Source organism: Streptomyces sp. NPDC058701 (assembly GCF_042715295.1).
Taxonomy (GTDB): domain Bacteria; phylum Actinomycetota; class Actinomycetes; order Streptomycetales; family Streptomycetaceae; genus Streptomyces.
This window is the reverse complement of sequence record NZ_JBHXSY010000007.1, coordinates 204,160-222,129: the sequence shown is the minus strand read 5'-3', so window position 1 is coordinate 222,129 and position 17,970 is coordinate 204,160. Positions and strand designations below refer to the sequence as shown.

The window sequence follows — 17,970 nt, the reverse complement described above, 5'->3', positions numbered from 1 at the left end:
GCACGTGAAGCGTACGAGCGCCCGCCTCGCCGACGGCCGCGAGATCCTGTACTACGACACCGACGGAGGCGCGGCCCGCGCCTTCCCCGACACGCGCCCCCTCGGCGCCTCCGCGAGCGCCTCCGAGGTCCGCCGCGACCCGCTGCTCGGCGACCCGGTCGTCATCGCCTCGCACCGCCAGGGCCGTACCTACCACCCGCCCGCCGACGAGTGCCCCCTGTGCCCCTCCACCGGCGGCCGTGCGAGCGAAGTCCCGGCGCCCGACTACGAGGTGGCCGTCTTCGAGAACCGCTTCCCGTCCCTCGCCGGGGACACCGGTCGCTGTGAGGTCATCTGCTTCACGCCCGAGCACCTGACCTCCTTCGCCGAACTCGACGAGGAGCGCGCCGCCCTGGTGCTCGCCGCGTGGACCGACCGCACCGCCGAACTCTCCGCCCGGGAAGGCGTCCGGCAGGTCTACTGCTTCGAGAACCGGGGCGCCGAGATCGGCGTCACCCTCGCCCACCCGCACGGCCAGATCTACGCCTTCCCGTTCGTCACCGCGCGCACCACCCGGATGCAGGCCACCGTCGCGGAGCACCGCTCCCGCACCGGCGGCAACCTCTTCGACGAGGTCCTGGCCGGCGAACGCGCCGACGGCTCGCGGATGGTGCTGGAAGGGGAGCACTGGACCGCCTTCGTGCCGTACGCGGCCCGCTGGCCGTACGAGGTCCACCTCTACCCGAACCGCCGGGTGCCAGACCTGCCCGCCCTCGGCGACGCGGCCCGCGCGGAGTTCCCCCGCGTCTACCTGGAGCTGCTGCGCCGCTTCGACCGGCTCTTCGACCGGCCGGAACCGACCCCGTACATCTCCGCCTGGCACCAGGCCCCCACGGGGAGCGGGCGCGGAGACTTCGCGCTCCACCTGGAGCTCTTCACGGTCCGCCGCACCGCGGACAAGCTCAAGTACCTCGCCGGTACCGAATCCGGCATGGAGGCCTACATGAACGACGTCCGGCCGGAGGACGCGGCCGCGCGCCTGCGCGAGGTGGCGAGCCGGTGAGCGCGGTGACCAGGGAGTTCCGGGAACTGTACGGGTACCTGCCCGAGGGGGTGTGGGCGGCGCCGGGGCGCGTCAACCTGATCGGCGAACACACCGACTACAACGACGGCTTCGTCCTGCCCTTCGCGCTGCCGCAGCGCACGGAGGTCGCCGCCGCCCGGCGCGGTGACGGGATCCTCAGGCTGCACTCCGCCGACGCCCCTTCCGGGGCGGTGTCCCTCGATGTCGCCGGCCTCGATCCGGCGCGCCCCCCGCAGGGCGCCGCGAGCTGGTCCGCGTATCCGGCGGGGGTGGCGTGGGCGCTGCTGGACGCAGGGCTTCCGATCGGTGGGGGCGCCGACCTCCTCGTCCGGTCCGAGGTGCCGACCGGGGCCGGGCTCTCGTCCTCCGCGGCCCTGGAGGTGGCCGTCGGGCTGGCCCTCGCCGACCTGTACGGCCTCGCGACGACGCGTCCCGAACTGGCCGCGCTGGCCCGGCGCGCCGAGAACGCGTACGTCGGGGTCCCGTGCGGGGTCATGGACCAGATGGCCTCGGCCTGTGCCATCGAGGGCCACGCCCTGCACCTGGACACCCGGAGCCTCGAACAGCGGCACGTCCCCTTCGACTGCGCGGCGCAGGGCCTGCGCCTGCTCGTCATCGACACCCGGGTCAAGCACGCCCTGGCCGACGGGGCGTACGCGCAGCGCCGGGCGTCGTGCCACGAGGCGGCCGCCGCGCTCGGCGTACCCGCCCTGCGCGACCTGCCGTACGCCGGACTGGAGCAGGCCCTGGCGAGCCTCGCCGACCCCGTCCACCGAAAGCGCGTCCGGCACGTCGTCACCGAGAACGAACGGGTCGCCCGGATCGTGGAGCTGCTGCGTTCCGGCGCTCTGCGGGAGGCCGGGCCGCTGCTGACGGAGGGCCACGTCTCCCTGCGCGACGACTACGAGGTGTCCTGCCCGGAGCTCGACCTCGCCGTCGCCGCGGCCACCGCGGCGGGGGCGTACGGCTCGCGGATGACGGGCGGGGGGTTCGGCGGCTCGGCACTGGCCCTGATCGACGCGGACGCGGAGCCGGAGGTGGGCCGGGCGGTGACCGGGGCCTTCCGCGGGGCGGGCTACGCACCGCCCCGCATCACGACGGCGGCCCCGTCGGCCGGCGCGGTCCGCCTGCGGTAGGGGGACTGAGGCGGGTCTGCGGGTCACCGGGCGGCCCGTGGCCGGGAGCGGTACCGCCTACGGGATCCCACCTGAGGAAGGCTTACCCGAGGTGTCGGGGTCGTCGGGCTGCGGGTGGGGTAGCTTCGCGGTGATCACCTGACGCCACGAGAGCGGAGAACCGGAACCCATGCGCTATCTCTCCCTGGGCAGTTCAGGCCTGCGGGTCTCCGCCGTCGGACTGGGCTGCAACAACTTCGGCGGCCGCCTCGACGCACAGGCCACCCGCGCCGTCGTCGACGCGGCCCTCGACGCGGGCATCACCCTGCTGGACACCGCCGACATCTACGGTGGTCGCGGCGGCTCGGAACGCCACCTCGGCCAGGCACTCAAGGGCCGCCGCGACCAGGTCGTGCTCGCCACGAAGTTCGGCTTCGCGGGCATGGACATGGAGTACGGGCCCGCCGCGGGCTCGCGCGGCGGCCGGGCCTACGTCCGGCGGGCCGTCGAGGAGTCCCTGCGCCGCCTGGACACCGACCACATCGACCTGTACCAGCTGCACAGCCCCGACCCGGCCACGCCCGTCGCCGAGACCCTCACGGCGCTCACCGAGCTCGTCGCCGAGGGCAAGGTGCGCTACATCGGCCACTCCAACTTCAGTGGGTGGCAGCTCGCCGAGGCCGCCCACGTCGCCCGCGAAACGGGCGCGGCGCCCTTCGTGTCGGCGCAGAACGAGTGGTCCCTCCTGCAACGCTCCGCCGAGCGCGAGCTCGTCCCCGCGGCCCTGCACTACGGGGTCGGCGTCCTGCCCTACTTCCCCCTCGCCAACGGCCTCCTGACGGGCAAGATCCGCCGTGGCGTGCCCGTCCCGGCCGGCTCGCGCCTCGAAGGGCGCGACGGCTACCTCACCGAGGAACGCCTCGACGTGGTCGAAGCCCTGGCCGCGCTCGCGGAGGAGCACGGGCGCAGCGTGCTCGAACTCGCCGTCGGCTGGCTCTCCGCTCAACCCGGCTGCGCCTCCGTCATCGCGGGAGCCACCTCGCCCGAACAGGTGCGGGCCAACGCGGCCGTCGCCGACCGGCCCCTGGACGCCGAGCTGCTCGCCGCGATCGACGCGGTGGCACCGGGCGCCGCGGCGTGAACGGTCCCCGAACCGGTGAGCACGGCGTGCTGCGCTGCGCCGTACTCGACGACTACCAGGAGGCCGCGACCACCCTCGCCGACTGGAGCCCGGTCGCCGGCCGGGTGGAGGTGGTGACGTTCACGGACCACCTCCCCGACGAGGACCGGCTCGCGGCGCGCCTGGCCGACTTCGACATCGTCGTCACCCTGCGCGAGCGCCTGTCCTTCCCCGCGTCCCTGCTCGACCGGCTGCCTCGCCTCGCGCTGCTCGTCGCCAGCGGCATGCGGAACTCGGTGATCGACTACGCCGCAGCGGCGCGCAACGGCGTCACCGTCTGCGGTACGGCCAGCTCCGGCACGCCGCCCGTCGAACTGACCTGGGCGCTGCTGCTCGGCCTGGCCCGGGGCATCGTCCCGGAGAACACCGCCCTGCGCACCGGCGGGCCGTGGCAGAGCACCCTCGGCGCCGACCTGTACGGCCGCCGCCTCGGGCTCCTCGGCCTCGGCAAGATCGGCAGCCGGGTCGCCCGGGTCGGGCTCGCCTTCGGCATGGACGTGGTGGCGTGGAGCCGCAACCTCACGGACGAGCGGGCCGCGGAGGTCGGCGTACGCCGCGCCGGATCCAAGGAGGAACTGCTGGCGGGCAGCGACTTCGTCTCGGTCCACCTCGCCCTCGGCGACCGCACCCGAGGGCTGATCGGCGCACCCGAGCTCGCCCTGATGCGGCCGACCGCCTACCTGGTCAACACCTCCCGGGCGGCCATCGTCGACCAGGACGCGCTCCTCGCCGCCCTGCACGCCGGCCGGATCGCCGGCGCCGGCCTCGACGTCTTCGACACCGAGCCGCTGCCGGCGGACCACCCGCTGCGCACCGCCCCGCGGCTCCTGGCGACGCCCCACCTCGGCTACGTGACGCGGGCCAACTACGCCACGTACTACGGCGAGGCCGTCGAGGACATCGCGGCGTTCCTCGACGGCTCGCCCGTACGCGTCCTGCCGTGACGGACCGGGGCCCGCCCGCGCGGGCCCCGTCCGCTCCGGGCCCGCGGGCCCGGGCCCCGCCGTCCCGGGGCCCTCCCGGTCAGGACGTGATGTCCTTGCGGGAGAAGCCCCGGAAGGCCAGGGCGAACAGCACCAGCGCGTAGGACACCGACACCGCGGTCCCCTTGAGCATCCCGCCCCACTCCAGCTGCGGCTGCAAGGCGTCCGCCCAGGCGAACTGCCAGTGCGCCGGGAGGAACTCCCGCCACGACCCCAGGGCCGTCACCGCGTCCAGCACGTTGCCGACGATCGTCAGCCCGACCGCGCCGCCCACCGCACCGAGCGGCGCGTCCGTCCGGGTGGACAGCCAGAACGCCAGCCCGGCCGTGACCAGCTGCGACACGAAGACGAAGGCGACCGCCAGCGCGAGCCGCGGCACCGTCTCCGAGGCCGCGAGGGCGCCGCCCGTGGGCAGCTTCAGCGGCCCCCAGCCGTACGCGAGCGTGCCCGCCGCCAGCGCCACCACCGGCAGCAGCACCATCGCCGCCAGACTGAACCCCAGCGCCACCACGAGCTTGCTCCACAGCAGCCGGGCCCGAGGTACCGGCGAGGCCAGCAGGTAGCGCAGCGAGGACCAGCTCGCCTCCGAGGCCACCGTGTCCCCGCAGAACAGTGCCACCGGCACCACTAGCAGGAAGCCCGCCGAGACGAACAGGCAGGTCGCGGCGAAGTTCGCACCCGAGGCGGTGGCCGTGTCGATCAGGGTGATCCGGCCGTTGCCGCCGCCCGGACCGTCGTCCGGCCCGCCGCCCACCGCGAACGCGATGATCATGATGAAGGGGAGTGCGGCGAGCACCCCGCCCATCACGAGCGTCCGCCGCCGGCGCCACTGCCGCAGCGCCTCCACCCGCAGCGGCAGGGTCCGGCCCGGCCGGTAGCCGGGCGCGGTCTCCTGGACGGCACTCATGCCGAACCTCCGATCAGCGTCAGGAACGCGTCCTCCAGCCGGCGGTGCGGCCCCACTCCGGACACCGGCACCTCCAGCCGTACGAGTTCGGCGATCAGCTCCGTGGCCGTCGCGCCTTCGAGCCGTACGAGCAGCCCGTCGTCGGCGGCCACCACCGACCCCACTCCCTCCAGGGCCGCCACCTTCTCGACGGCCACCTCGTCCACCGGTCCCGCCAGCGTCACCAGCAGGGTGTCCCCGCCGCCGGTGATCTCCGCCACCTCGCCCGCCCGGACGAGCCGGCCGCGGTCCATGACCACGAGGTGGGTGCAGGACTGCTCCACCTCGGACAGCAGGTGGCTGGAGACGATGACCGTCCGCCCGCCGGCCGCGTAGCGGATCATCACGTCCCGCATCTCCCGGATCTGCGGCGGGTCCAGACCGTTCGTCGGCTCGTCCAGGATCAGCAGGTCCGGCATGCCGAGCATGGCCTGCGCGATCGCGAGCCGCTGGCGCATGCCCTGCGAGTACGTGCGCACGGCGCGCTCCAGCGCGTCGCCGAGGCCCGCGATCTTGAGGGCCTCCGCCATCCGCGCGTCCTCGGCGGGCCTGCCGGTGGCCTGCCAGTACAGCTCCAGGTTGGCGCGACCCGTCAGGTGCGGGAGGAACCCGGCGCCCTCGACGAAGGCGCCGACCCGGGACAGCACGGGGGCTCCGGCGCGCACCGCGTGCCCGAACACCCGGATCTCACCGGCGTCCGGGGAGATGAGCCCCATCAGCATCCGCAGGGTGGTGGTCTTGCCTGCGCCGTTGGGGCCGAGCAGGCCCAGCACCTGGCCCTTCTCCACCCGGAACGACAGGTCCCGGACCGCGTACCGGTCCTGGGTCTTCGCGTACCGCTTGGTCAGCCCCGTGATCTCCAGCGGTACGCCGGCCAGCGCGGGCTCCGGAGCCGGCGCTCCGCCGCGCCCCCCGCCGCCGCGCCGGCCGCCGGTCCGCCTGACCCCGAGCAGCGCCGCCGCCAGCGCGACCGCGCCCAGCGGGAGACCCCACGTCCAGGCGGGCAGCCCGGACGAGGCGGTGCGTACCCCCGCGGCCACGGGAACGGCCAGCGGCCCTTCGGCGGTGACCGTGTACACGGCGGGCGCCGCCGGGGTCGCGTAGCCCAGGTCGGTCGCCGCGACCACCAGGCGCAGCCGGTGCCCCGCCTCGACCGCGTGGTCGATCGCGGGCAGCCGGAGCTCGACGGTCCGGCCCTGCTGCGCGCCCTCCACCCGTACCGGCGCGACGAGCTGGCCGGGCAGCACCTGCTGCCGTCCGTCCGGCCCCACGTCGTACACCTTGCCGAACAGGACGGCCGATCCGTCGGCGGCCGTCGACCTCACATTGAGGGTGACGGCCGGGGTTCCGGTGATCGTCACGTCGTGGGCCAGCGGCTCCGATTCGAACCGCGCATTCTGCCCCGGGAAGTCCAGGGACAGCCCCGCCCCGAAGGCCGCGAGCTGACCCCCGATGCCCGGCAGCGAGGACAGCGCGGGCGGCGCGCCGCCCGCCGGATTGGTGAAGCTCTGCTCGCGTCCGGACAGGGCGAACCGCTCCGGGCCCGAGACGAGCCCCGGGTAGCGGTCGCCCTCCGCGCCGCGCAGCGTCACCTGCCCGTCGGTGGAGTCGATGCCGCCGGAGCGCGAGACGCGGAACGCCGGACCGGTGTCCACGCCGCCGTCGTCCTTCAGGTAGCGGTCGAACCAGGCGGCCACCCGGGCGTTCGCCCGGCCGGCCTCCCGCATCCCCCCGTCGTGGCCGCCGGCCGCCCAGTCCACGGAGACGGGCGCGCCGTTCGCCGCGATGGCCGTGGCCATCCCATCGGCCTGGTCCAACGGGAAGAGGGAGTCGTCCTGGCCCTGCACGATCAGGGTCGGCACCTTGATCCGGCCGGCGACGGCGGAGGGGCTGCGGCCCTCCAGCAGCGCGCGGGCCTCGGCGTCGGGCTTGCCCGCCACCGCGACCCGCTCGTACATCGCGCACAGCTCGGGCTGGAACCGGCCGCAGCCGGGGGCGGCCGGAGGATCCGCCGCCTTGGTTGCGCCCGGGGCCGCGTCCTGCCCGGCCGGTTGCTGCTGAGCGGGCGCCCGCCCGCCAGGGGCCTCCGGGGCCGGTGCCTGCCCGGACTGCCGCAGGCCCTCGGCGGAACCGGTGGTGAAGAAGATCCCCGCCCACAGCTTCTTGAAGACGTCCCCGGGGAAGAGCGAGTCGGCGAGGTTCCAGTAGGTGATCTGGGGGGCGATCGCGTCCACCCGCGCGTCGTACCCGGCGGCCAGCAGTGAGACCGCCCCGCCGTAGGACGCCCCGGACACGCCGACGCGCGGATCGCCGGCCGCGTCGAGGCGCACCTCGGGCCGGGTCGCGAGCCAGTCGACGAGCCGCGACACGTCCTTGACCTCGTGCTCCGGGTCGTTGAGCCCGATCCGGCCGCCGGAGCGGCCGAATCCGCGCGCCGACCAGGTCAGGACGGCGTACCCGTCGCGGGCCAGCTGCTCGGCCTGGGCCCGGACGTCGTCCTTGCTGCCGCCGAAGCCGTGCCCGATGAGCACGGCGGGCCGTTTCCCGTCACCGCCCTCCCCGCCGCCCGCGGTGAAGTACGAGGTGTCGATGCCGGCGCCGGGCATGTCCAGGACGCGGTCCTCGCGGTGCACGGCCGGCGCGTCGCCGGCCGTGGCCGCGGCGGTCCACGTGCCGGCTCCCGCGATGACGGCGAGCGCGGCGGCGCCCGCGATCAGGCGGCTGCGGCGGCGCCGGGGCAGTCGGAGCTTCATAGGGGAACCCTAATCGCAGGCCGTCCCCCGCCCGAGCGCCCGCAGGGGGATGTCCCGCCCTTCCCGAGGCGTACGCGCACCGCCCGGCGTACCGCGCCTGCGGTACGCCGGCCGCTCAGGCCGTGTGCCAGTGGAACTTCCCGCCGCCGACCCACCGGACCTCGCCCGGGTCGTCCAGGTCGTGGATCGTGATGCCGAGGGCCGCGGCCGCCAGCAGCACGTCCGTCATCTCTCTCGCGGTGCCGACGACCTCGCCGTCGATTTCCACGATGCGGAACGGCGGGCGGCCGGGCTGTACGCCGCCCACGCTGACCCGCGCCGAGGAGATGTAGGGACTCGCGCTTTCCGTCATGCGGAGATCGCTTCCACGTCCGGGCCGGACGTAATCGCGGTCGGCGGCGCGCCGGAGTTCCGGGGTCGACCTGCGGGGCGCGCCGTCCGGCGGCAGGATGGCCGCATGCTGCTGGCCGAGGTCGCGCGCGTGTCCCGGGAGGTCGCCGAGACCTCCGCCCGCTCCCGCAAGTCCGCCCTCCTCGCGGAGGTCTTCGCCGCCGCGCCGCCCGGGGAGGCGGCGCTGGTGATCTCCTACCTCGCCGGACGGCTCCCGCAGGGCCGTCCGGGCGTCGGCTGGCGCGCGCTGGCCCGGGAGGTCGAACCGGCCGCGGCCCCCACGCTGAGCGTCCGCGCGGTCGACGAGGCGGTGACCGCGCTGGCAGCCGTCGCGGGCCCCGGGGCGCAGGCCGAACGGCGCCGCGTCCTCGACGGCCTGCTGGGGGCGGCCACCGGGGACGAGCAGGCGTTCCTGCGCAGCCTGCTCTCCGGCGAGGTGCGCCAGGGCGCGCTCGACGCCGTGGCGCTGGACGGGGTGGCCGCCGCCGCCGGGGTACCGGCGGCCGGCCTGCGCCGGGCCGTGATGCTGGACGGCTCGCTGCCCCGGGTGGCCGCGGCGGTGCTGGCCGGGGGCGCGGAGGCGCTCGGCGGCTTCACCCTCCGCGTCGGGCGGCCCGTCCAGCCGATGCTGGCAGCGACCGCCGCGTCGGTGGCCGGGGCCCTGGAGGCGCTGGGCCCCTGCGCGGTGGAGGAGAAGCTCGACGGCGTACGGGTACAGGTCCACCGCGACGGGGACGCCGTACGGGTGTACACCCGCTCCCTGGACGAGATCACCGGGCGGCTGCCGGAGGTGGCCGAGCTGGCCCGGTCGCTGCCGGGGGAGCGGTTCATCCTGGACGGCGAGGTGATCGGCCGGGCGCCGGACGGACGCCCGGTGCCCTTCCAGGAGGTGGCGAGCCGCGTGGGCTCCCGTACCGACGTGGCGGCGGCCCGCCGGACGCTCCCGCTGGAGGTCCGCTTCTTCGACGTCCTCGTCTCCGGGGACACGGTCCTGCTCGACCTGCCGGTGCGCGAGCGGCACGCGGCCCTGGCCGCCCTGGTGCCCGAGAGCGCCCGGGTCCGGCGCCTCGTCGTCGACGATCCGGCGGCGCAGGCCGCCGAGGCGGAGGAGTTCTGGAGGCAGACCCTGATCCGGGGCCACGAGGGGGTGATGGTCAAAGCCCTCGACTCCGCCTACGCCGCGGGCCGGCGCGGCCGGAACTGGCTGAAGGTGAAACCGGTGCACACCCTGGACCTGGTGGTGCTCGCCGCCGAGTGGGGCCACGGGCGGCGCACCGGCCTGCTGTCGAACCTGCACCTGGGGGCGCGGGCCGCCGACGGCGGGTACGCCATGCTCGGCAAGACCTTCAAGGGGCTCACCGACGAGATGCTGCGCTGGCAGACCGGCGCACTGGGCGAGCTGGCCGTCTCGGACGACGGGTTCACCGTCCGGGTGCGACCCGAGCTGGTGGTGGAGATCGCCTACGACGGCCTCCAGCGCTCCCCGCGCTACCCGGCCGGCGTCGCACTGCGCTTCGCACGGGTGCTGCGGCACCGCCCGGACAAGACCGCGGAGCAGGCCGATACCGTGGAGACGGTACTGGGGCGGGGCACGGCGGGCTGACGCCGGAGCGACACCCGGGGCGGGTTTCGCGGGGGCCGCCCGTCCGTCCGGCGGCGGCAGGGCAACCGGCGGGCTGTCGCCGGGCGGACAGCAGGCGGCCGCGCAGTTTGCCTCAGAGGTAAGGCGGATTGCCAGAAAGGCACGTCTCTGGCTCAATCGACATATGACACCCGGTCCCGCACCCGGCCCCGATGACGCGGCCGACCCGCTCGACAGCGCCGCCACCGCCGGCCGTCCCGGCGCCCCCGACGCGGACCACGGCCCCGACGAGCTGCCCACCGTGGCCCCGCAGCTGCGCGAGCTGCGCCGCCGCGCCGGACTGACCCTCGAAGCCGCCGCCGCCCGGGCACGGCTCTCGCCCGCCCACCTGTCCCGCCTGGAGACGGGCCGGCGCCAGCCCTCGCTGCCGCTCCTGCTCGGCCTCGCCCGCACCTACGGCACGACCGTCTCCGAACTGCTCGGCGAGACCCCCGCCGTCGCCGACCCCATCGTACGGGCCGGCGCGCCGGGGGCCCGCGAGGCCGACGGGTGGACGTACTGGCAGGCGGGCGGCTCCGGGCGCGGGATGCAGGCGCTGCGCGTGCACGTTCCGGGCGCCCGGGGCCGGGAGGACCTGGTCCGCGTGCATCCCGGCGAGGAGTGGCTGTACGTCCTGAAGGGGCGGCTGCGGTTGCACCTCGGCGAGGCCGAGCACCTGCTGGATCCGGGGGACAGCGCACACTTCGACTCGCTGACCCCGCACCGCATCGCCGCGGCCGGCCCCGACGGGGCCGACCTGCTGTTCGTCCACACCCTGCTGCAGAGCAGCCTCGCCGGGCTCTGCCTCGGCGGCGCGACCACGCACGACCGATAGCCGAGGAGCCGTACCCGTGTCCCAGGGAGAGAACATGCCGGACGTGACAGAGACCGCGGAGCCCGCCGGGGTGCCCCGGGGGGCCGTGGAGGCGGCCGCGCCGACGGGCGTCCGCGCCCGCATCGAGTCGAAGTTCCCGCGCGGTCTGGTGATCCGGCTCATCGCCTACTTGTTCGTCGGCCACCTCTTCGCCTTCTTCGTCTACCTCCTCTTCGTCCTGGGGGCCGAGAACCAGTGACCGCGGTCCCAACTTTCCGCTCGCGGCTCTAGGAACCTGCAGGTCCTGTCGCTACCCTCCGCGCATGATTTCCACGGTTGTCTGGGGTACCGGCAACGTCGGCCGTCTGGCCATCCGCGCCGTCGAGGCCCATCCGGCACTGAAACTCACCGCTGTCATCGTCCACAATCCAGCCAAGGTCGGCCGTGACGCGGGCGAACTCGGCCGACTCGGCCGCCCGTTGGGGGTGGCGGCCACCGACGACATCGACGCCGTTCTCGCCGCCGGCCCCCGGGCCGTGGTCTACGCGGCCTCCGGGGACGTCCGCCCCGACGACGCGCTGGCCGACATCACCCGGGCGGTCCGCTCCGGGGCCGTCGTCGTCAGCCCCGCGCTCTACCCCCTGTACGACCACCGCAGCGCCCCGCCCGAGTTCCGCGACCCGGTACTGGCCGCGATCGCCGAGGGCGGTGGCTCCCTCTTCGCCTCCGGCGTCGACCCCGGCTGGGGCAACGACGTGCTCCCGCTGCTGCTCAGCGGGCTCGGCACCACCGTCGACGTGATCCGCTGCCAGGAGATCTTCGACTACTCCACGTACGACCAGCAGGACTCCGTGCGCTACCTCATCGGCATGGGCCAGCCCATGGACTTCGAGCCGATGATGCTGCTGCCCTCGATCCCCACGATGGTGTGGGGCGGGCAGGTGCGGATGATGGCACGGGCACTCGGCGTCGAACTCGACGAGATACGCGAGACGTTGGAACGGCGGGCCCTTGACACCACCGTCACCACCCGGACCATGGGCGAGTTCGAGGCCGGCACACAGGGCGCGGTCCGCTTCGAGGTGCAGGGCATCGTCGAGGGCGAACCGCGCATCGTCATCGAGCACGTCACCCGCATCCACGCCTCGTGCGCCCCGGACTGGCCGTCGCCGCCCGACGGGGGCGACGGCGCCCACCGCGTCGTCATCGAGGGCCGCCCCCGCATCGAGGTCACGATCGAGGCCACCGACGAGGGGGAGAACCGCTCCGCCGGCGGGAACGCCACCGCCGTCGGCCGCCTGGTCGGCGCCATCGACTGGCTCGCCGAGGCCGAACCGGGCCTCTACGACGCCCTCGACGTCCCGATCCGTCCCGCCGTCGGAAAACTCGGAAGGAAACAGCCATGAAGATCGACATCCCCGAAGGTCAGCACCCGATCGAGTACGTGTGGGGCGACATGGTCCCCGGAATCGGCATGGCCGCGGCCAACTTCTCCCTGTCCGTGTACGCCCACACCACCCTGGGCCTGCGCGAGTTCGAGGCCGCCCGGCTGCGCGTCGCGCAGATCAACGGGTGCGTCTTCTGCCTGGACTGGCGCACCGAGCGCGAGGGGGAGAAGGTCGAGGAGGAGTTCTCCGACGCGGTGACGGAGTGGCGCACCACGGACCGCTTCGACGAGCGGACCCGCCTGGCCGCCGAGTACGCCGAGCGCTACACCCTCGACCACCACGGCCTCGACGACGAGTTCTGGGACCGGATGACGGGCGCCTACAGCCAGCTCGAGATCGTCGAACTGACCATGAGCATCGGGTCCTGGCTGGCCTTCGGCCGGCTCAACCACGTGCTCGGCCTCGACAGCGTCTGCATGCTGCCGGGCCACTGACATGCGTCCGGGGCCGTTCGGTGTGTCCGACCGGCCCCGGCTTCCGTGCCCGCCCGCCCCGCTACAGGTCGGTGGCGATGATCTTCTCGATGTTCCGCTCGGCGAGCGCCGTGATGGTGACGAACGGGTTGACGCTGGTGTTGCCGGGGATCAGCGCGCCGTCGATCACGTACAGGCCCGTGTAGCCGTGCAGGCGGCCGTAGTTGTCGGTGGCCTTGTTCAGGACCGCGCCGCCCAGCGGGTGGTAGGTGAGGTGGTCGCCCCAGATCTTGTTGAGGCCGAAGAGGTCGGTGCGGTAGATCGTCCCCTCCTTCTTGTTGATCTTGTCGAAGATGGTCTTGGCCATGTCGATGGAGGCCTGTTTCCAGGCCGTCTGCCAGTTGAGGTCGACCTTGCCCGCCGCCGCGTTCCAGGAGAACTCGGCACGGTGCGGGTTCTTGGTGATCGACAGGTAGAAGGAGGCGTACGTCTCGATGCCGGTCGGCAGGGGCGCGACCTCGGCGAACGCACCGCCCGCGTCCCAGTTGTCGATGCCGCCGCAGGGGATGGAGGCCTGGACCTTGCCGGTCGCGTCCCACATGTGGTTCGCGCGGCCGCACATGACGTTGCCGTTGTCGCCCCAGCCCTTGCCGATCTCGTTGTTCAGGTGGGGCAGGACCCCGGTGGCCTTCAGCTTGACGAGCAGCTTGCTGGTGCCGACGCTGCCGGCCGCGAAGAACACCCGGTCGGCGGTGACGCTCTTGGAGACCGAGACGGTGCCGTCGGTGTTCAGCTGGTTGAGGGAGACGGTGTAGCCGCCGCCCGCGGCGGGGGCGACCGAGGTGACCTGGTGGAGGGGCGAGATGGTGACCCGTCCGGTGGCCTTGGCGGAAGCGATGTACGTCTGCTGGAGCGACTTCTTGCCGTAGTTGTTGCCGTAGAGGATCTCGCCGCTCACCGCGGACTTGGGGACGGTGCCGGCCGCCTCCTGCTTCATGTAGTCCCAGTCGTACACGTCCGGCACGAAGACGAAGGGGAAGCCCGAGCGCTGGGCGTGCTTGCGGCCCACGCGGGCGTACTGGTAGCAGTCGACGGTGTCGAACCAGGCCGGGTCGATGAGGCCCACCCCGAGGCCGGCGTTGGCGCGGGGGTAGTAGGTGTCGTACATCTCGTCGGCGTTCACCGAGGGCAGTACGGAGCTGAAGTTCTGCCGCTTGGGCGTCACGGCCATGCCGCCGTTGACGAGCGAGCCGCCGCCCACGCCGCGGCCCTGGTAGACGATGATCCCGCCCATTTCCTCGGCGTCCAGGATGCCCGTGTACTTGGGCACGTTCTTGTCGATCGGGAACCCGAGGAAGTTGCTGAGCGGCGCCTTCGTCCTCGTGCGCAGCCAGTAGGAGCGGTAGTCCGGGTTGGTGGTGTGCGCGAAGATCTTGCCGTCGCTCCCGGGGGTGTCCCAGGCCATGCCCATCTCGACCATGTGCACGTTGACACCGGCCTGCGCGAGGCGCAGGGCCGCGACGGATCCGCCGTATCCGGTACCGATCACCAGGACCGGGACGTGGGCCCCGTTGTCGATGGCGGCGCTGGCTGCCGACGCCTGCGCCGCGTGGGCGGGGAGGACCTGCGCGGAGAGGGCGACAGCGCCCAGAATAGAACCTGTTCTTGCAAGAAATCCGCGCCGGGAAAATCCGTTGGAGCCATTTCCGGGCAGGGTGTTGTCACTCATGTGACGTTCCTCACTCTCGGCTGAATGAGAACGAGTTCTACTGCTAGGTGCTTGTGAAGTCACTACATACCTCTTGGTAACTTCGCGACTTCCGGCCAACCGCGCACCAGACTCGGCCGGTTCCCGGAGGCGCGCCCGCCGGGAGCGGGGGAGCGGCCCCGCTCCGTACGCCGAGGGGGCGGGGTGCCTGTCGCACCCCGCCCCCTCGCGTCCGCTCCGCGGACCGGTCAGACCTTGTTGTAGGTGCCGGTGGACCAGAGGGCGCCGCCCTTGCCGGGGCCGCCGGTCTTCTTGTAGACGACGAAGTTGCCGTCGTCCTGGAGCAGGGCCCACGCGTCCGCGTTGCCGGCGGTGCGGGTGCGCCAGCGGACCGTGCCGTTGCTGTCGCCCTGAGTGATGGTCAGATCGCCCTGGTGCTTGTAGGCCATCTGCATGGTCACCGGTCGGCTGCCCCCGTAGGTGCCGCTGTTCCAGATGGCCTTGCCATCGCTCTTGCGGTACATGACCAGGTTGTTGTCCTTCTGCAGAACCAGCCACACGGTGGCGGACTGGGTCCAGGCACCTGCCCACCAGTCGTGCGAGGACGCCTCGAACGCGGAGCACAGCTGGTTGTCGCGCTCGTTGGTGCTGGTGGACCACCTCTGGGTGGCGGCGCTGCTGCCGCGGCCTTCGACGACGAACGCGCCGGCGAGCAGAAGCGCCTTCGGGGCCCAGTCCGTCCGGGTGCCGTAGGTCGCGGTGTGCCAGATGCCGCCGCCGGCCTGGGGGCCGCCGCCCTGCTTGTAGATGACGAAGTTGCCGTCCGTCTGCATGAGGGCGTACGCGCCGGGATTTCCGTAGGTGCCGCTGTTCCACAGCGGGAGCCTGTAGCCGCCCGGGTTGCCGAGGGCGTACAGCACCAGGTTTCCGTCGGGCTGCATGACGAGCTCCGCCGCGCTCACCTTGTCCAGCAGACGGGAGCCCGACTCCAGGCGCTGCCCGGGAAACAGTGTGGCGAGGGTGCCGCTGCCGAAGTTGTAGCACTCGGTCGGGCCGGCCGCGGCGGCCGGGGTGGCGGTCGCCGGGACGAGGACGGTCGCGGCCGAAACGGCGAGCACGGAAAGGAGCGCTCTGCGGAGCGCGCGTGTGCGCATGGTCGGATTCCCCCCAAAGGAATGTGTGGGCCCTGTCGACCGGGCCGGTCACATGAAGACCTCTTTTTACACGGCGTCGCGACCGCGCCGTCGACCGGCTTCCTCCAGCGATGGCGCAAGGGGTCGCGTCGTGGCGGTGCCGCGTCTTGTGAACGACCGGGCGGAGGTGGTCCGGGGGGAACGCCTACCCGATACCGCAAACGCACGCAATAGAGCGACAGGCGTCGGGAATTCTGTGCACAGGGCTTGCCGGTTTTCTGCGCGCCGCTCTACTGTCCCGGCCATGCCCCCTAGAAGGACGGCGCCGTGCTGGCGGTGATCGCCGCTTCCGCGCTCGGACTCGGAGCGCTGGGCGCGGCCCCGGCGCTCGCCCGCCCGGACACCGCCCGCGCCCCGGCCCCCGTCGTCACCCGGGCCGGACTCGACCCCGCGCTCGTCGAAGGACGCGGCGCCCGGGTGGACTTCGCCGAGCAGGAGGCGCAGAACGCGGCCACCGACGGCACGGTCATCGGCCCGGACCGCACGGCGTACACGCTCCCGGCCGAGGCGTCGGGCCGCACGGCGGTGAGGCTGACGCCCGGCCAGTACGTGGAGTTCACCCTGCCGCTCACCTGTGACGACCGCCCGCCGGTCGTGCCCCCGCCGCCGCCCTCCCGCTGGTAGGGCTCACCGCTCCGCCGTGCCCGGGGGTTCGAGCGGCGGAGCGGTGACCGCGCACTGCGTACGGCACTGCGGCCGTGAGTGCGGCGTCCCGGGAGAGGGAGTCCGTACGGTGGTCCACGCCAGTACGGAACCGGCCACCAGGATGCCCGCGCACCAGGGCATCGCGCGGTCGAACGCCGCGTCGAACTGGTCCGCCGATCGGTACGCCTCCGGCCCCATGCCGGCCAGCAGCGGCAACGCCGCGACCGCGAGCAGCCCGGCCGCCCGGGCCGCGGCGTTGTTGATGCCGCTGGCCAGACCCGCCCGGCCGGGATCCACCGAGGCCAGCACGGTCGACGTCAGCGGAGCCACCAGGGTGACCATGCCCGTGCCCATGACCAGCAGCGCGGGCAGCACGTCCCGTACGTACGAGGCGTCCGGACCCACCCGCAGCATCAGCAGCATTCCGGCCGCGCACAGCAGCGGCCCCACCGTGAGCGGGATCCGCGGTCCGATCCGCTCCCCGAGCTCCCCCGACCGGGCGGAGAGCAGCAGCATCAGCACGGTGGTGGGCAGCAGCGCGGCCCCGGACGCCAGGGCCGAGTAGCCCGCCACGACCTGGAGCTGGAGCACGACGAGGAAGAAGAACCCGCCGAAGGCGGCGTACACGCACAAGGTGACCAGGTTGACGGCGGTGAACTGCCGGGAGGCGAAGATCTCCGGCGGCACCATCGGGTGTGCCCGCTTGTGCTCCACGTAGACGAACGCGCAGGCCAGCAGCACCCCGCCGACCGCGGCGGCCGGCACCAGGGGGCTGCCGGACCGCGCCTCGATCAGCGCGTAGGTCATCAGCGCGAGCGCCGTCGCGGCCAGCACCGCGCCCGCGACGTCGAACCGCCCGTGCGCACGCGGGTCACGGGACTCCGGTACGTGCCGCAGTGCCACCGGGACGCACAGCGCGGCCACCGGTACGTTCAGCAGGAACACCCAGCGCCAGCCGGGCCCGTCCACCAGCCAGCCGCCGAGGAAGGGCCCGACGGCCGCGCCCACCCCGCCGAGTCCGGACCACAGGCCGACCGCGCGGCCCCGGTCGCCGGCCCGGATCGAGGCCTGGATCAGGGCGAGGGAGCCGGGGGTGAGCAGGGCTCCGCCGATCCCCTGCAGGGCGCGGGCGGCGATCAGCACCCCGGCGTTCGGGGCGATCCCGCACAGCAGTGAGGCAGCCGCGAACCACACCACGCCCAGTACGAAGACCCGCCTGCGCCCGAAGCGGTCGCCGAGCGCCCCGCCGACCAGGATCAGGCCCGCCAGGGTCAGCAGGTAGGCATTGACCGTCCACTGCAGCACGGCCAGGTCGGCGCCGAGGTCCTCGCCGATGGCGGGGAGGGCCACGTTCACCACCGTGGAGTCCAGCAGGGCCATGGCCGAGCCGAGCACGGTGGTCAGCAGGATCCACCGGCCGCGCGCGGAGGCCAGCCGGACGCCGGGGACCGGGTCGGAGGGCCCGACGTCGGCTCCGGTGGGGGAGCCGCCGGGGGGTTCGGCCGGCGGAGCGGCGGGGTGTCCCGCCGTCGGGCCGACGGGCGGTTCCACGGGCGGGTCGGCGGGCGCTGTCATGCCTTCAGGCTGGCCCGCGCGGGCGGGAAGGGCCACCCGGCCGCCGCACCCGCCGCACCCGCAGCGCACCCCACCGTACCGGCGGTCACGGCGGGTCCATGTCGGGTGCACGACGGCGACCAC

The 17,970-nt window shown here is 73.7% G+C and carries 15 protein-coding genes and 1 pseudogene; 10 read left to right on the top strand and 6 right to left on the bottom strand.

Features of this window, described 5'->3' with window-relative positions:
• Positions 1 to 4: 4 nt before the first annotated feature.
• The 4 genes from galT (at position 5) to ACFWW8_RS10285 (ending at position 4,302) form a co-directional block, all read left to right on the top strand.
• Positions 5 to 1,042 (top strand): galactose-1-phosphate uridylyltransferase, encoded by a 1,038-nt coding sequence (gene galT / locus ACFWW8_RS10300; protein WP_386526242.1) that lies wholly within the window; start codon positions 5 to 7, stop codon positions 1,040 to 1,042.
• Positions 1,039 to 2,199, top strand: coding sequence for a galactokinase (gene galK, locus ACFWW8_RS10295; RefSeq protein WP_386526239.1), 1,161 nt, complete (start codon positions 1,039 to 1,041; stop codon positions 2,197 to 2,199). The genes galT and galK overlap by 4 nt, the downstream gene beginning before the upstream one ends.
• A gap of 169 nt (positions 2,200 to 2,368) precedes the next feature.
• Positions 2,369 to 3,319 carry an aldo/keto reductase gene (locus tag ACFWW8_RS10290; RefSeq protein WP_386526236.1) on the top strand — a complete coding sequence of 317 codons (951 nt, stop codon included), beginning with the start codon at positions 2,369 to 2,371 and terminating at the stop codon, positions 3,317 to 3,319.
• The gene (locus tag ACFWW8_RS10285; protein ID WP_386526234.1) at positions 3,316 to 4,302 is read left to right on the top strand and encodes a D-2-hydroxyacid dehydrogenase family protein; all 987 of its coding nucleotides are present in this window, start codon (positions 3,316 to 3,318) and stop codon (positions 4,300 to 4,302) included. Before ACFWW8_RS10290 ends, ACFWW8_RS10285 begins: the two co-directional genes overlap by 4 nt.
• 79 nt (positions 4,303 to 4,381) lie before the next feature.
• Here ACFWW8_RS10285 and ACFWW8_RS10280 read toward each other — a convergent pair whose 3' ends face one another.
• From ACFWW8_RS10280 to ACFWW8_RS10270, 3 genes are all read right to left on the bottom strand, one after another.
• Positions 4,382 to 5,248, bottom strand: a complete 867-nt coding sequence (locus ACFWW8_RS10280; protein ID WP_386526231.1) for an ABC transporter permease — start codon at positions 5,246 to 5,248, stop codon at positions 4,382 to 4,384.
• Positions 5,245 to 8,040, bottom strand: a complete 2,796-nt coding sequence (locus tag ACFWW8_RS10275; RefSeq protein WP_386526228.1) for an alpha/beta fold hydrolase — start codon at positions 8,038 to 8,040, stop codon at positions 5,245 to 5,247. Before ACFWW8_RS10275 ends, ACFWW8_RS10280 begins: the two co-directional genes overlap by 4 nt.
• A gap of 115 nt (positions 8,041 to 8,155) precedes the next feature.
• Positions 8,156 to 8,392, bottom strand: a complete 237-nt coding sequence (locus ACFWW8_RS10270) for a hypothetical protein (RefSeq protein ID WP_386526226.1) — start codon at positions 8,390 to 8,392, stop codon at positions 8,156 to 8,158.
• Between the two features lie 105 nt (positions 8,393 to 8,497).
• On the opposite strand from ACFWW8_RS10270, the gene ACFWW8_RS10265 reads away from it, so the two are divergent.
• The 5 genes from ACFWW8_RS10265 (at position 8,498) to ACFWW8_RS10245 (ending at position 12,747) form a co-directional block, all read left to right on the top strand.
• Positions 8,498 to 10,033, top strand: a complete 1,536-nt coding sequence (locus ACFWW8_RS10265) for an ATP-dependent DNA ligase (protein ID WP_386526224.1) — start codon at positions 8,498 to 8,500, stop codon at positions 10,031 to 10,033.
• A gap of 163 nt (positions 10,034 to 10,196) precedes the next feature.
• Positions 10,197 to 10,886: a helix-turn-helix domain-containing protein gene (locus tag ACFWW8_RS10260; protein WP_386526221.1), complete on the top strand. Its 690-nt coding sequence runs from the start codon at positions 10,197 to 10,199 to the stop codon at positions 10,884 to 10,886.
• A gap of 34 nt (positions 10,887 to 10,920) precedes the next feature.
• Positions 10,921 to 11,124: a DUF6126 family protein gene (locus ACFWW8_RS10255; RefSeq protein WP_386526218.1), complete on the top strand. Its 204-nt coding sequence runs from the start codon at positions 10,921 to 10,923 to the stop codon at positions 11,122 to 11,124.
• 64 nt (positions 11,125 to 11,188) lie between these two features.
• Positions 11,189 to 12,271 (top strand): dihydrodipicolinate reductase, encoded by a 1,083-nt coding sequence (locus ACFWW8_RS10250; RefSeq protein ID WP_386526215.1) that lies wholly within the window; start codon positions 11,189 to 11,191, stop codon positions 12,269 to 12,271.
• Entirely contained in the window at positions 12,268 to 12,747 is a 480-nt protein-coding gene (locus ACFWW8_RS10245) for a carboxymuconolactone decarboxylase family protein (protein WP_386526212.1), read from the top strand. The genes ACFWW8_RS10250 and ACFWW8_RS10245 overlap by 4 nt, the downstream gene beginning before the upstream one ends.
• Positions 12,748 to 12,808: 61 nt before the next feature.
• On the opposite strand, the gene ACFWW8_RS10240 is transcribed toward ACFWW8_RS10245, so the two are convergent.
• Complete coding sequence (locus tag ACFWW8_RS10240; RefSeq protein ID WP_386526210.1) at positions 12,809 to 14,455, bottom strand: GMC oxidoreductase; 1,647 nt, start codon at positions 14,453 to 14,455, stop codon at positions 12,809 to 12,811.
• A 227-nt stretch (positions 14,456 to 14,682) separates the two neighbouring features.
• On the bottom strand, positions 14,683 to 15,588 hold the full coding sequence (locus ACFWW8_RS10235; protein WP_386526207.1) for a hypothetical protein: 906 nt from the start codon (positions 15,586 to 15,588) through the stop codon (positions 14,683 to 14,685).
• 318 nt (positions 15,589 to 15,906) lie between these two features.
• Between ACFWW8_RS10235 and ACFWW8_RS10230 the strand changes: the two are divergent.
• Positions 15,907 to 16,194, top strand: a pseudogene (locus ACFWW8_RS10230) (mycodextranase); the annotation flags it as partial.
• A gap of 60 nt (positions 16,195 to 16,254) precedes the next feature.
• Here ACFWW8_RS10230 and ACFWW8_RS10225 read toward each other — a convergent pair.
• Positions 16,255 to 17,847 carry an MFS transporter gene (locus ACFWW8_RS10225; RefSeq protein ID WP_386526204.1) on the bottom strand — a complete coding sequence of 531 codons (1,593 nt, stop codon included), beginning with the start codon at positions 17,845 to 17,847 and terminating at the stop codon, positions 16,255 to 16,257.
• Positions 17,848 to 17,970: the final 123 nt, after the last annotated feature.